This is a genomic window from Streptomyces sp. HD (assembly GCF_028369295.1).
Taxonomy (GTDB): Bacteria; Actinomycetota; Actinomycetes; order Streptomycetales; family Streptomycetaceae; genus Streptomyces.
Genome location: NZ_JAQMYP010000059.1, coordinates 24,111 through 38,542, shown reverse-complemented (window position 1 = coordinate 38,542; position 14,432 = coordinate 24,111). Strand labels below are relative to the sequence as shown.

Here is a 14,432-nt window from a genome sequence, read left to right as displayed (position 1 = left end):
GGCAAGTGGTCGCTCGTAGCGACGAAGGTTGGGCCCGGGGGCTTGGATCGAGCCGGTGCCACACCCAGGCTAACAAACCGATCCCGTAAGGCCATTCCCGTACCGGCGGTTCACACGGATCGGTGGTTCACCTGGATCAATCCCGGAGCAGGTCCGGTACTCCGGACGCGTCCGGCTCGTCCCGCTCGCCCGACACCACCGTCAACTGCTGGGTGGCCCGGGTCAGCGCGACGTACAGCACGCGCAGGCCGGCCGGGGACTCGTCCGCGATCTCCGCCGGGGAGACGACGATGGTGGCGTCGTACTCCAGGCCCTTGGCCTCCAGGCTGCCGAGCGCCACCACCCGGTCGCCGAGTCCGGCCAGCCACTTGGCCGCCTCCTCGCGCCGCTGCATGGCGACCACCACGCCGACCGTCCCGTCGACCTGGTCCAGCAGCCGGGCGGCCTCCTCACGCACGGTCTGCCCGAGGGAGTCCCGTACGCCGGTGAAACGCGGCTGTACGCCGGTGGAGCGCACCGCCGACGGGGCCTTCGAGCCCGGCATGGCCAGGGCCAGGACCTTTGCCGCGAGGTCGGCGATCTCGGCCGGGTTGCGGTAGTTCACGGTGAGCTGGAAGCGGCGGCGCGGGCGGGTGCCGAGGGCCTCGTCGCGCGCCTCGGCCGCCTCGTCCACGTCGGACCAGGACGACTGGGCCGGGTCACCGACGATCGTCCAGGTGGCGTGGCGGCCCCGGCGCCCGACCATCCGCCACTGCATCGGCGTGAGGTCCTGGGCCTCGTCGACGATGACGTGGGCGTACTCGGTGCGCTCGGCCGCCAGCCGCTCGGCGCGCTCGCGCTGCGACTCCTCGCGCACCGGCATCAGCTCCTCCAGCCCGGTGAGCTGGTCGAGCGGGTCCAGCTCGCGCTTCTTCCTCGGGCGGGCCGGGACGCCGAGGATGGCCTGGAGCTCGTCCAGCATGGCGATGTCGTGCACGGTGAGGCCGTCCCGCTTCAGGGATCGGGCCACCTTGCGGACCTCGCCGGGGTTGAGGATCCGGCGGGCCCAGCGGCCGAGGCGCCGTTCGTCGGCCATGGCCGCCAGGACCGCCTTCGGGGTGAGTTCCGGCCACCAGGCGTCGAGGAAGCCGATGAAGCTGTCCTCCGTGGTCACGTCCTCGTCGAAGGAGGAGCGCAGTTCGGCGGCGAGCTCGGGGTCGCTGTGGCGGCTCGGACCGCCGGACTTCTCCCAGAGGGCGTCGAGCAGCAGCTTGCGGGCGCGCGGGCGCAGCAGGTTCACCGGGGCCGTGCCGCCGAGGGCGTTGCGGCGGATGCGTTCCAGCGCGTCGGCCTCCAGCTCCAGGCGGCGCCCGAAGGCGACCACGCGCAGCCGGGTGGGCGGTCCGGCGGGGGGCTGCGCGGGAGCACCGATGTCCGCGTCGTCGCCGAAGGCGAGCTGGCCCGTGCCGTTCGTCCTCGCGTCACCGAAGGCGCGTCGGCCGGGAGCGGCCGCGCCGCCCGGCCCCAGCTCCAGCGCGCCCCGCGCCGCCTTCCGCAGCACCTTGAGCATGCGGTACGAACCCTTGGCGCGGGCCGTGGACGGGGAGTCGTACAGGGTGGCCTCGGCGCCGTCGACCAGCGAGCCGATGGCGCGGATGGCGACCTGCCCCTCCTCGCCGAGCGACGGGAGCACGCCCTCGGTGTACGCCACCAGCAGCGGGGTCGGCGAGACGATCAGGATGCCACCGGCGTAGCGGCGCCGGTCCTGGTAGAGCAGGTAGGCGGCGCGGTGCAGGGCGACGGCGGTCTTGCCCGTGCCGGGCCCGCCCTCGACGTACGTCACCGAGGCGGCAGGGGCGCGGATGACCAGGTCCTGCTCGGCCTGGATGGACGCCACGATGTCCCGCATGGTGTGGCCGCGGGCCTGGCCGAGGGCGGCCATGAGGGCGCCGTCGCCGATGACGGCCAGTTCGTGACCGCCGAGGAAGGCCTTGAGCTCGGGGCGCATGAGGTCGTCCTCGACGCCCAGCACGCGGCGCCCCTTGGAGCGGATGACCCGGCGTCGTACGACACGCCCCGGATCGACCGGGGTGGAGCGGTAGAAGGGCGCGGCGGCCGGGGCCCGCCAGTCGATGACCAGCGGGGCGTAGTCCTGGTCGAGCACGCCGATGCGGCCGATGTGCAGGGTCTCGGCGATGTCGGCGGTGTTGTCGTCGCGGACCGCACCCTCGGCGGGCTCCACGGCGGTGTAGGCGCCGTCGGGCCCCTTCTTGCCGTCCTTGCCGAGCAACAGGTCGATCCGGCCGAAGAGGAAGTCCTCGAACTCGTTGTTGAGCCGGTTGAGGTGGACGCCCGCCCGGAAGACCTGGGCGTCCCGCTCGGCGAGCGCTCCGGGCGTGCCGACCTGGCCGCGCTTGGCCGCGTCGTTCATGAGGAACTCGGCCTCGTGGATCTTCTCCTCTAGCCGTCGGTACACCCGGTCAAGGTGTTCCTGTTCGACGCTGATCTCGCGATCTCTGAGGGAGTCTTCGAGCGCGGTTTCCTGTTGAGCCTGAGCGGCCACCGGGCCCCCTTCTGACGTGCTGGGCAGCCGTCAACCGTACGCGAAGGGGACCCGGAAAAGCTACGGCGACTACACGTCGACCTCGACGAGCTTGTTCCCGTCGAAGTCCATGACCTCGACATGATCGACGTCGTCCGGGGCCATGGACACTCCGCCGCTGACGTAGAGCGGGTTTCTGGCCTGTTCGGTCTTGGCGTCCGGGATGCCGTAGCCCCACTTCGGGACGGACCAGGAGGCCGCCGTCTCGCGCTGGCCGTCCTTGCCGACGAAGATCAGGGAGCACTTGAGCGGACCCTTGACGCCCTTGAGCTCAAGGCCGGTCTGGATGCCCCAGGGCTTCTCGTCCAGGGCGACGGTCGCGCTGACGCCGGTCTTGGAGTCGCTTCCCGAGACCTTGCGCTCGATGCCGGTGAACAGGTCCTTGGCGGGGTTGGCGGTTGACAGGACCCGGTTCCCCTCGGCACCCCCGCCGCCGTCGCCGCCACTCGCCGCCACCGCGGCGAACGGACCGCCGACGATCAGCGCGGCCGCCGCGGCGACCATGTAGAAGCTGCGCCGGCGCTTCTGGGCGCGGCGCTCGGCGACCTCGTCGACGAGCTTGTTCACCAGCCGCGGGCTGGGCTTCGCCGACAGGGACTCACCGATCGCGGGCGTCCCGGAACCGGGCAGGTCCGCGAGCGCGGCCAGCATCGGTTCCATCCCGGCGAGCTCGTCCAGTTGCTGGGCGCACCATTCGCAGGTCGCGAGATGTGCCTCGAAAGCGGTTGCCTCGGCGTCGTCGAGAATCCCGAGGGCATAGGCACCGACGGTCTCGTGCTCGCTCGGAACCGGATGTCCCTGCATGGGTCCAGACATACCCGAACCGCCCATCCCGAATCCCTGGTTTCCCCCGTAAACACTCATCACGCCGTCACCCCCCGCTCCTCCAGAGCCAGCTTCATCGACCGCAGGGCGTAGAACACCCTGGAGCGGACGGTTCCGCTGGGTATGCCCAGCGTCTCGGCCGCTTCGTTGACGGTACGTCCCTTGAAGTACGTTTCGACGAGCACCTCGCGGTGGGCGGGGGTCAGGTCGTCGAGTGCGTCCGACAGCGTCATCAGCCACAGCGCCTTGTCGATCTCGTCCTCCGCGGGGATGACCTCCAGCGGCGACGGATCGACCTCCTGCGGCCGGGCCTGCCGGCTGCGGTGGCCGTCGATGACGATGCGCCGGGCGACCGTCACCAGCCAGGGGCGTACCGATCCGGTCGCTCGATTGAGCTGTCCGGCGTTCTTCCAGGCACGGATGAGCGTCTCCTGCACGACGTCCTCTGCTCGTTGCCGATCACCGGCGACCAGTCGAAGGACATACGCAAGGAGGGGTCCGGCGTGCTCTCTGTACAGCGCACGCATCAGCTCCTCATCAGGTTCCGAGGGCTGGGACATGCGATGTCGGGCCCTCGATCCACGTTCATTGGCCACGACGGAATCCTTGCGCACGCCCACCTCCGATGTCCGGGGGTTCCCCCAGTCGGTCGCTCGATCACCCATACGCAAGCGGTCCGTTGGGTGTTCAAAGCGAGGTGACGTTTTTCTTCGGAGTGACGTGACGAGCGGGACATGGCAGCACATTCCCACCGTGCGATCTTTACATTTCCACCACATCGGCAAGATCGTTTCGACGCTCCCCTACGGTGGCGTAGGTAAACGACGTGTAATCGAAATCACTTCGACAGCCGTTTCACAGAAGCCGCATAACGGACTGTCAGGCGCGCGCGAGAGCGGCTCGGCGACGATGCCGGGCGACTCTTTCCCGGTTCCCGCAGACCTCACTGGAGCACCAGCGCCTCCTGCGCCCCCGGGACGTATCGAGATAAACGATCGGGCAGTTGTCCCCCTCGCACTCCCTCAGCCCGGCCCGCGCGACGGGGTCGGTGAGCAGTTCCAGGGCGTCCCGCGCGACGGCGCCGAGCAGGGCGGCGCACTCGGGCGGGTGATCCAACTCGCGCACGAGAGTGCCGTCTTCACGGCGTACGGCACGTGGGGCGGGCGGCGCGGCACGGGCGATGTCGTTCACCCGGGCGAGCGCGATGTCGTACGACGGCCAGGGCTCGGGGTTGAGACCCCCGCGCACCAACTGGCCGACGAGTCCGCGCAGTTCACGAAAGCCGACGAGCCAGGCGGCGTCGGCGTGGACGAGCGGGGTGTCCGGCGGGACGAGTCCGGACCGCGCGATCCAAGTGCGCAGCACCTCCGCCGAGTCGAACCGTTCCTCGGGATGCGTGGTCGCGAGGAGATCCAGACAGATCCGCCCGGCGTCGAACCGCAGCTCGTACGCGTCCGTGGCCGTACCCAGTGCCATGTGCCTGTCACCGCCTAGGGGGGTCACCCCGGTCAGGAGAAGTCGGTGAGGTGCTGTGCGTGCCGTGAATACCGTGAATGGTGTGCGTGCCCTGAATGCCGTGCCGCAGGGCCGCCGTGCGTGCCGTGCCGCCGTCAGAAGGGCTGGGGAACCGTTTCCCTCTAACAGTGCCTGCCCGCTCTCGGGGCCGGAACCCCTCGTACCGGTCGACGGGCGCTGGACGACCGCGTATGCGGCTGCGCGTGACGGCCATGTTCCGGGGGCGGCAGGGTCCGTTGACTGAGGGGCATGACACAAGACGACAGGATCGCCGGAACCGTACTGGGCGCGGCCACGGTCGCCATGGGCCTGATCGCCGGGGCCTTCTACGTCTTCGCCTGCGCGGTGATGCCGGGGCTGGCGCGAAGCGAAGACCGGGTCTACGTCGAGGTCGTGCGCGACATCAACGACGTCATCCAGAACCCGGTGTTCCTGCTGAGCTTCCTCGGGGCGCTGGCGCTGACGGCGGTGTCCGCGTGGCAGCTGCGCGGGGAGCCGTACCGGGGCTGGGTGTGGACGGCGACGGCCGCGTACGGGCTGGCCTTTCTCGTGACGGTCGCCTTCAACATCCCGCTGAACGACGGACTTGCGGGCGTCGGTGACGCGGGGGCGCTCCGGGAGGAGTTCGAGGGGCCGTGGGTGGTGTGGAACGGGGTGCGGGGGGTCTTGTCGACGGTGGCGTTGGGGTGTTTGGCGAGGGCGCTGATGGGACACGGCCGGGGTCGGCGCCGGTCCGCTTCCTCCAGCCCGTCTGGGGGCACCCCCTCTGGGGGAGTTTGAGGACGAGGCCGTTCAGGCCGAAAAGCGGGGGTCTGGGGGCTGCAAGCCCCCAGCGAGGGCGACACCAACGCCGGGTGCCTCGCTCACGCGTCCGCGTACTTCGCGTCGGCCGCCGGATCCAACGCCAGCCGATACCCCCGCTTCACCACCGTCTGGATCAGCTTCGGCGCACCGAGGGCCGTCCGCAGCCGAGCCATCGCGGTCTCGACCGCATGCTCATCGCGCCCGGCACCCGGCAGGGCCCGCAGCAGATCCGCCCGTGCCACCACCCACCCCGGCCGCCGGGACAACGCCCGCAGCAACGACATCCCCGCGGGCGGCACAGGGCGCAGCACCCCGTCGACCAGCACCGCGTGCCCCCGGATCTCCACCCGGTGCCCGGCGACCGGCAGCGACCGGGCCCGCCCCGGAAGCTCCTGGCACAGCAGCTGAACCAGCGGTCCGAGCCGGAACCGCTCGGGCTGAACCGTGTCGATCCCCCGCGCCTGCAACGGCAATGCGGTGACCGGCCCGACACAGGCCGGAACGACGTCGTGGTGAAGGGCGGAGAGCAGCTCGGGAAGCAGCCCGCGCTCCTCGGCCCGGGACAGCAGAGACGCCGCCGCCGGCGCACTGGTGAAGGTGACGGCGTCCAGCCCCCGGGAGACGGTCGCGTCCAGCAGACGGTCCACCGGCCCGATGTCCTCCGGCGGCAGCCACCGGTACACCGGAACCCCGAGCACCTCCGCTCCCCCGGCCCGCAACGCTTCCACGAACCCGGGCAACGGCTCACCGTGCAGCTGAATGGCGATACGGCGCCCGTCGACGCCCTCCTCCAGCAGCCGGTCCAGCACCTCGGCCATGGATTCGCTGGACGGCGACCAGTCCTCGGTCAGCCCGGCGGCCCGCACCGCGCCCTTCACCTTCGGCCCGCGCGCGAGCAGCTCGACCCCGCGCAGCCGCGCCAGCAGATCCTCACCCAGCCCCCACCCGTCGGCGGCCTCGATCCAGCCCCGGAACCCGATGGCGGTCGTGGCGACCACCACGTCGGGCGTGCGCTGGATGATCTCCTTGGTGGCGGCGAGCAGCTCGCTGTCGTCGGCGAGCTGCACGATCCGCAGGGCAGGGGCGTGCAGGACGGCGGCGCCGCGGCGCTGGAGCAGCGCCCCGAGCTCGTCGGCCCGGCGCGCGGCGGTCACGCCCACGGTGAACCCCGCTAGCGGCCCGTGTTCCGGTTGCTGCTGTTCGTCGTACATAAACTCTCGTCCCGGACTTGAGTTGTGGTGCTGGGCGCCAGGCGGTTGCACCGAGGGAGTTCCTGACTTCACCCAGGGTGGCTTACCTGCATGCCGAACGAGCCTGTCAACGGTCCGTGACAGGCTCGGTTCGGCTTCATGTCGGCAGTGTTACGTCACACCTCGGCGTAGCTGAGCTGCGGCTTTGCCTCGGTCGCCGATGTGGCGTGGGTCTCGGCGGCGGCCGGACGGCGAAGGTATACGGCCCAGGTGACCAGGAAACAGACGCCGTAGAAGGCGAGGAAGGCGACGAAGGCGCCGGTGCCGGAGCCCACGGTGAGGAAGGACTGGCGGAAGGCGAGGTTGATGCCGAGACCGCCGAGCGCGCCCACCGCGCCGATGAGTCCCATGGAGGCGCCGGAGAGCCGGCGGCCGTAGGCGGCGGCCTCCTCACCTTCGAGCCCCTTGGCGAGGGCCTTGTTGTGGAAGATGCCGGGGATCATCTTGAACGTCGAGCCGTTGCCGAGGCCGGACAGGACGAACAGGGCGATGAAGGCGGTGGTGAACAGCGGCAGCGACTTCTGCATCGAGGCCACGACGATGACGGCGGTCGCGGCGGCCATGGCGATGTAGTTCCACAGCGTGATCTTCGCACCGCCGAACCGGTCGGCGAGCCAGCCGCCCAGCGGGCGGATCAGGGAGCCGAGCAGCGGGCCGATGAAGGTGATGTAGGCGGACTGGAGCGGCGTACGGCCGAACTGGGTCTGGAGGACCAGCCCGAACGCGAAGCTGTAGCCGATGAACGAACCGAACGTGCCGATGTAGAGGAAGGACATGATCCAGGTGTGGGCGTCCTTCACGGCGTCCTTGGCGGCGCCGGTGTCGTTCTTGACGGACGAGATGCTGTCCATCTTCAGCCACGCGAGCACGGCGGCGATCACGATGAACGGGATGTAGATCCCGAGCAGCAGGCGCGGGCCGCCGCTGGCGCCGATGACGGCGAGACCGACAAGCTGTACGACCGGTACGCCGATGTTGCCGCCGCCGGCGTTGAGTCCGAGCGCCCACCCCTTCTTACGGAGGGGGAAGAAGGCGTTGATGTTGGTCATGCTGGAGGCGAAGTTCCCGCCGCCGATACCGGCCAGCATCGCGCACAGCAGGAAGGTGCTGAGCGAGGTCCCCGGCTTCATCACCGCGAACGCCGCGACCGTCGGGATGAGCAGCAGACTCGCCGAGATGACCGTCCACATCCGGCCACCGAAGATGGCGACGGCGAAGGTGTACGGGACGCGGACGATGGCGCCGACCAGAGTGGCCATCGAGACGATGGTGAACTTGTCGGCGGGGGTGAGCCCGTATTCCGGCCCCATGAAGAGCACCATCACGGACCACAGGGTCCAGATCGAGAACCCGATGTGCTCGGAGAGCACGGAGAAGAAGAGGTTCCGGCGGGCGACCTTCTCGCCGGTCTCGTTCCAGAAGGTCTCGTCCTCGGGGTCCCAGTGTTCGATCCAGCGGCCTCCCCTGCCTGCGGCGGGGGCTGTGCTAGGGGCTGTCATGACGCCTCCACTGTGCTTCGGGGCTCGGTCTCGCTCTGAGTGGCTGGTCCCGAAGGTAGGGAGGGCTCGTTTCCGGGCTGTGGCCGCGGGTGACCGGAAAGGAACTTTGCTCTCACCCGGCGAAGAGGGCGGATGAGAGGTTGTGGCAGTCGTCCCTATATAAGGGCGAGATACAGGGGCCGCGGGCGTCAGCGCTGCGGGGGCTGCCAGTGGGGGTTCTGCTGGGGGTACGGCGGCTGCTGCTGGGGGTAGGGCTGCGGCTGGCCGTACGGAGGCTGGGGCGGCTGGGGCTGCTGGGACGGCTGGGGCTGGCCGTACGGTGGCTGGGACGGCTGAGGCTGCGGTTGTCCGTACGGCGGCTGGGGCTGCTGTGGCTGCGGGTGCGGCTGCTGCGGTGTGGCGTACGGGACCGGGGTCTGGGGAGCACCGTAAGGACCGGGGGCAGGCTGGTTGCCGTACGGGCCCGGGGCGGCGGGCTGAGGCTGAGGCTGATACGCGCCCGGCGCCGGGGCCGCGGGCTGACCGGGTGCGGGGTACGGGCCGGGAGCCTGCTGGCCGTAGGGTCCGGCGGCGAAGGGGTTCCCCTGCGCCGGTATCCGGCCCCCCGGCATCTGCACGCCGGGCGGCAGGTACCGCACCCGCCCGGTCTCATCCGTCACCGGCATGAACCCGGCGGCCTGCAGCCTGGCCGCGAACTTGGCGTTGCGCTTGCGGTTGACGGCGAAGCCGATGCCGACGATCGCCATGAAGAACGCCCAGGTGAGAAACGCCGCGACCCAGGCACCGGCGTCGGCACCCAGCCGCACCCCGAGAATCCCGGCGCCGACGGTGAGGCCGATGGCCGCGTAGCCCATCCGCTTCTCGGCGTTCTTACCGGTGAGGTCGAAGTTGATGCGGGCCTTGAGGAGCTCGAAGGCGTCGGGCACGAGGGGCGGTACGGAGACCCCGTCGTGGGCGTTCGGATACTGCGCCCAGTTCTGCGCGGCACGGGCGCGGGCCTGGGGGCTGGGGTCGGGCGCGATCATCATGACGAGCGCGTTGTTGCGACTGCCGCTCTGCCGGACGTCCACGTACTCGTACCCGAACTGCTGGGCGGTGAAGGCCAGCGTGGCGAGCTTCTTCACGGAGGCCATGGGACTGGTGAGCTCGACGGGCCCCCCGCCCGCGATCAACCGCAGCATCTTCTGCACTTGCCGCTTGCTCATAAGTCGTCCGCTCCCCACCGGCCCGCCCCGGGGCCCCGCTCACTTCCGCAACATCGTCAGTGTTCCACGGGGTCTGCGGGTCGGAATCTGGGTGGGCGTGCTTCACAGGGTCTTGGTGGAAACCTTGCCGCGGGATGGTGTCGGTTCGCGGATCACGCGGCCACCTCCCGCATCTGTTCCCGCCTCCCACCCGCGTCGAACCACAGGAGCTTCCCCGCACCCCGGTCCAGCAGACCGTCCTGAGGGACCGGCACCCCAACAGTCCGCGTCCTTCGTCGTCATCACATCACTTGACGAAGATGCGCCCCCGTTGACATCGATGACCTGCGGGGCACCACCGGAAAGCTCCAGCGAGACCCCACAAGCCAAACGAGATTCGCAGTTCAGATATTGTACGGGAGTTCGAACCCTGCGCTCCTCGACGTCTCTTCATAAAGAGATGTCATAGATGAAACCGTAGACACAATTTCCCTGAGGGAAAATTTCGCCTCCTCCAGATCCCCCAAATCGAGACTATCCGACAACTCCTGAATGGTCGCTTGGAGAATCTTCAAAGAATCTCCCTGGATGGCGAGTGCAGGATGCCGACGATTCACAATATGAACCACGGCATAGTTCCCAGAGATAGCCAGAACAGGAGCTACCTTCTGCGGTTCAGTCATCCCTACCCCTGAGGATAAAAGGTTATATGAGGCCTTGTCGTGTCGAGTGGTCCAGTAAATATATCCTGCCGCCTACCGACGCCCAACGTCACATCACCCATAGGTAGCGAACTCGACACAGAGTGCCTTGTCCTACTATTAATGCCCGTGATCACGTAATCCCAATCCGACTCGTGCCCAAATCCCTTCGGATTAGCATCCGTGCGTGGCCCGAGGGTGCGACTTCCGACAAGCGAGATTGGCTTACCTATACGGTTTGCGGCATTCTGAATACGAGCCATTACGGACCCAGAAATATTCGACAGGTTGGCCCCTGCCCCTACTGATGGGCCGCAGGGCGTCGAATTATGGACGAGAACCGGGGTTTCCCCCGCCAGCACATAGTACGTATGCAGATCGTCAACCGTGAGGTTGTACGTGCGGGCCTGCTTGGTGAAGGAGCGGTTGGCCGTGACGAGGACGGTGTCGCCCTCGTCGGTGAGCAGGGTCATGGTCGGCTTGAGGTCCCCCGCCTCGACCCACTCTCGTTCCGATGGTGACCAGAACGGGTGCTCGTGCGTGGCCGTCAGTTTCTCGATGCCGTCCGGTGTTGCGATGGACAGCTCGTTGAAGTGCTTGTCGTCCTCGGTGACGATGAGGCGGGTGACTTTCCTGGGGCCCGACTTGCCGGTTTCCGGGTCAGTGGCCAGGACCTTGTCGCCGACTTCGACGTCCTCGATGTCCTTGGTGGTGCCGTCGGCCATGAGGACATCCGTGCCAGCCAGGAAGCACTTGCAAGAAGTGCCCCATCCCGTGCTCCGTCCCCGGGGTCCACCAACGGTCAGGTTGCCAGGCCCCTCGCCACCGCCTCCGCCGAGCACTGCGGCCGCAGCCATCGCGGAGGCGAAGGAGATCACACTCCCCAGGCAGCCGCTCTTGCGCCCAAGAATCGCGCAGGCTCGGAATTTCAGCAGCGCCAGTTGTTGCTGATCCATTTGGGCAGCTTCTGGGGTCTCCGCTCCAGTCAGACACGGCCCCAGCGCGTACTTACAGTAGTTGTCGATTACCCGGGTAAGGGCGTGCCCGTACTGGTTGGCGTACTTCCATTTACGCTCAACGAAGACCTTCGGGTAGACCTCCTGATACTTCTTCGTAACGACAGATGGGGTGACGTTGCCCGCATCCAGAGCCGCTTGATGATTCTGGGAATTCTTCTCTTCGCCCGGAACGTGCCCCGGAGTGGTGTTTTCGGAGCCAGGGCTGGGACGGGTCGGGCAGTCAACGTAAGGGCACAGTCCGGTGGGGTCGCTCTTGCTGACCGGGCTGTTGTTGCTGTACGCGTATCCGTTCATCTGCAGCGGGTCCGCGAGGTTGATGATCGGGTCTGCCGACAGGAAGCGGCCGGAGTTCTGGTCGTACTCGCGGGCGCCGATGTGGGTCAGGCCCGTGGCCGTGGTGTCGATGCCCACGCCCAGGTAGCCGCGCTTGTTGGGCCAGTTGGTGGGCTTGGTGCCCCGGGTCTCGCCGTATGGCTTGGACTCGCGGCGGGTGACGGGCTGGCCGCTCGACACCTCCACAGCCGTGTTCGCCGTGCCGAGGTGGTCCGCGAGCAGGACGTTCAGCTTGTGGCCCGTCGTGGCGCCGTTGCTCGTGGTGCGGGTCACCGTAGGTGCGCCGGGTTGGGCGTAGGCGCGGGAAGCCTTGGTGATCACGCCCGTGGAGTTCGTCGTCACCTCCGTCTCGCCCAGGTAGAGCGTCGAGCCCGACGGTGAGTTCTCCAGAATGCGGTTGCCGGCGGCGTCGTAGACGTACGTCGTCTTCTTGCCGTCGTCCGTGATCGTGTCGACCTTGTTCTCGGACGTCCAGGTCAGGTTCTGGGTGGAGGCCGGCAGGTCACGGGTCTCGGTGTTGCCGACGGCGTCGTACGTGTAGCCGCTGCCCTTGCCTGCCGGGTTGGAGCTGATCCACTTCATCGTGTGCGGCTGCGCGGTGGTGCCGTAGCCGTACGTGTAGGTGACGTTCTTGGTCGCGTCCGCCGGGTCTCGTTCCGTCAGCGCGGCGCGGTTGCCCAGCCAGTCGAAGGTGAACGACTGGTGGTACGCCGTCGTGCCCGTGGCCACGGTCGTCGCGTCGGGAGCCGTGGCCGCCAGGGTCGACGACAAGGACGCGTCCGGGCTCGACTTGTCGCTCGCGGTGTCCGGGGCGTGGGCCACCGGGCCGGAGGAGGTGCGGTAGTCGGTGCGATAGCCCCACGTCGTGCCGTTCGACGCCTTGCAGCCGGTGGCGTTGCCGGCCGGGGTGATGTTCGACGTCCAGGCGTTCACCAGCTCGCCCATCACGTCGTACGTGAAGCACTGGGTGTCCCAGGTCGAGCCAGAGGCCTCCGACTGCTTGCGGGCACTTGACGTGATGGCGCCGGACGCGTCGTACGAGTAGTAGGCGTCCGTGATGCGGTGCGGTCCGGAGGTCTCGCGGTCGGTGACCGTGCGCTGGAGGCTGCCGGTGTGCGGGTCGACGAAGTTGGTGGTCCAGACCCGGTAGGGCTGGGAGCTGGACACCGTCCGCAGGACCTCGCCGTAGGGCGAGTAGGTGGCGTCGGACGTGTACCAGGCGAGGCCCGAGGTCGACTCGGCCAGGCCGTCGCCGTTGTAGCGGGTGACGACCTTCTCCTTCGCCAGTCCGCCCACGGCAGGCAGGGTGACCGACTGCGGCTTGTCGGTCTGGGTGTAGGTGTAGGCATATGGGTACGTGCCCGCCAAGCCCGCCGTCAGTGCGTTCGACGGGATCACCGTCTCGCTGCCCGTGGGCCGGTAGTCGGTGTCGTAGCCGGTGACCCGGCTGATGTAGTCGCCGCCCGATGTGTGCCGGGTCGAGGCGACCGGCTGGCCCAGCGCGCCCGGCAGGCTGTCGTACGTGAACGACTTGACCGGGGCGGCGGTTGCCGAGCCCTCACGGACGAGCGTGACCCGGCCGAGTTCGTCGTACTCCGTGTACGTCGTCCGCGACTTGGCGTCCGACACCTTGACCGGGCGGTCGGCGTCGTCGTACCAGGTCTCCGTCCTTCCGGTGTCCGGGTCGGTGGTCGACGTCACGCGGCCCCCGGGCGTCGTATGTGTACGTCCAGGTATTGCCCGCCGGGTCGGTGACCTTCGTGCGGTAGCCGCGGGCGTCGTACTCGTACGTCGTCTTGCGACCGCTGCTCTCGGAAGTGGCGGAGTCCCAGTTGGTCTTGGTTGCGTTGTCCTTGTAGTGGCGGATCGTGGTGACCCGGCCCAGGGCGTCGGTGTACGTGCGCGTCTGGGGGGCGGTCGAACCTGCCGGGTCCGTGAAGGCACTGGTGTCGTCGTAGAAGGTGTACGAGAGGTAATCGGCCCTGTAGGTGTCGCCGTGGTACGTCAGCTGGATCGACGGCCGTTCCAGACCGTCGTGGATGTGCTGGAGCCGGCTCGGAATCAGCGCGTTCGATCTCGGCGCGAACAACTCGGTCGCCGGCTCGCCCTTCGCGAGGTAACCGCTCGTCTGCTCACGGACCAAGCCATGGTCGTCGTACTTCGTGTCGGTGACGATCCGGCCGGGGCCGTGCGCCTCGGACTGGGTCTGGACCTGGCGCATCAGGCCGTCGTAGATCGCCACCTGACGGCTGTACGTGCCGTCGTCCTTCAGCGTCTTCATGGTGACAGCGGCGGGCTTGGTCTCGGCGGAAGTGGCCACCGCGGCCTGGTACGCGATCTCCACGTCTGGGGACTTGCCGCCCGAGGAACGCGACGGCGACCAGCCCTTCACCAGTCGGCCGAGGGCGTCGTACTCGTTGCGCATGACCCGGCCGTTGGCGTCGGTGACCGTCAGCGTGAACTCGTCGTCGCTCTTGGCCCAGGCGGGGTCCGTGTACCTGTACGTGGTGTGGACGGGCTTGCCGTGGGAGGTGACCTTGTCGGTCTCGGTCACGGAGTCGACGACGTACTTGTTGAACCAGGACTTCGCGGGCGTCTTCTCGTCGCCGTCGGGCGACCAGCGGACGGGGTAACAGGTGCCGTTCCGCTCGCCCTTGTCCTCGGACGGCTCGGCACCGCAGCCGCCCGTGTACTCGACTACTTCTTCTACGTCACCCCCCC

The 14,432-nt window shown here is 68.4% G+C and carries 9 protein-coding genes and 1 pseudogene; 1 reads left to right on the top strand and 9 read right to left on the bottom strand.

The window, feature by feature from the left end:
• Nucleotides 1-136: 136 nt before the first annotated feature.
• The 4 genes from POF73_RS38735 to POF73_RS38720 all read right to left on the bottom strand — a co-directional run bounded on the left by POF73_RS38735 (nt 137) and on the right by POF73_RS38720 (nt 4,882).
• On the bottom strand, nt 137-2,542 hold the full coding sequence (locus tag POF73_RS38735) for a HelD family protein (protein ID WP_272124032.1): 2,406 nt from the start codon (nt 2,540-2,542) through the stop codon (nt 137-139).
• Between the two features lie 69 nt (nt 2,543-2,611).
• Nucleotides 2,612-3,445, bottom strand: a complete 834-nt coding sequence (locus tag POF73_RS38730) for a zf-HC2 domain-containing protein (RefSeq protein WP_272124031.1) — start codon at nt 3,443-3,445, stop codon at nt 2,612-2,614.
• Nucleotides 3,445-3,966 (bottom strand): sigma-70 family RNA polymerase sigma factor, encoded by a 522-nt coding sequence (locus tag POF73_RS38725; protein ID WP_010039908.1) that lies wholly within the window; start codon nt 3,964-3,966, stop codon nt 3,445-3,447. The genes POF73_RS38730 and POF73_RS38725 overlap by 1 nt, the downstream gene beginning before the upstream one ends.
• A gap of 319 nt (nt 3,967-4,285) precedes the next feature.
• Entirely contained in the window at nt 4,286-4,882 is a 597-nt protein-coding gene (locus POF73_RS38720) for a CGNR zinc finger domain-containing protein (protein ID WP_272124029.1), read from the bottom strand.
• Nucleotides 4,883-5,170: 288 nt separating this feature from the next.
• Between POF73_RS38720 and POF73_RS38715 the strand changes: the two genes are divergently transcribed.
• Nucleotides 5,171-5,701 carry an anthrone oxygenase family protein gene (locus tag POF73_RS38715; protein ID WP_272124028.1) on the top strand — a complete coding sequence of 177 codons (531 nt, stop codon included), beginning with the start codon at nt 5,171-5,173 and terminating at the stop codon, nt 5,699-5,701.
• A gap of 83 nt (nt 5,702-5,784) precedes the next feature.
• Here POF73_RS38715 and POF73_RS38710 read toward each other — a convergent pair whose 3' ends face one another.
• The 5 genes and pseudogenes from POF73_RS38710 to POF73_RS38690 form a co-directional block, all read right to left on the bottom strand.
• On the bottom strand, nt 5,785-6,936 hold the full coding sequence (locus POF73_RS38710) for a uroporphyrinogen-III synthase (protein ID WP_272124027.1): 1,152 nt from the start codon (nt 6,934-6,936) through the stop codon (nt 5,785-5,787).
• 155 nt (nt 6,937-7,091) lie between these two features.
• Nucleotides 7,092-8,474 carry a nitrate/nitrite transporter gene (locus tag POF73_RS38705; protein ID WP_272124026.1) on the bottom strand — a complete coding sequence of 461 codons (1,383 nt, stop codon included), beginning with the start codon at nt 8,472-8,474 and terminating at the stop codon, nt 7,092-7,094.
• 188 nt (nt 8,475-8,662) lie between these two features.
• On the bottom strand, nt 8,663-9,679 hold the full coding sequence (locus tag POF73_RS38700) for a hypothetical protein (RefSeq protein ID WP_272124025.1): 1,017 nt from the start codon (nt 9,677-9,679) through the stop codon (nt 8,663-8,665).
• Nucleotides 9,680-10,062: 383 nt separating this feature from the next.
• A complete protein-coding gene (locus POF73_RS38695) occupies nt 10,063-10,341 on the bottom strand; it encodes a DUF6959 family protein (RefSeq protein ID WP_272124024.1) in 279 nt (92 codons plus the stop codon).
• Between the two features lie 332 nt (nt 10,342-10,673).
• Nucleotides 10,674-14,430, bottom strand: a pseudogene (locus POF73_RS38690) (polymorphic toxin-type HINT domain-containing protein); the annotation flags it as partial.
• Nucleotides 14,431-14,432: the final 2 nt, after the last annotated feature.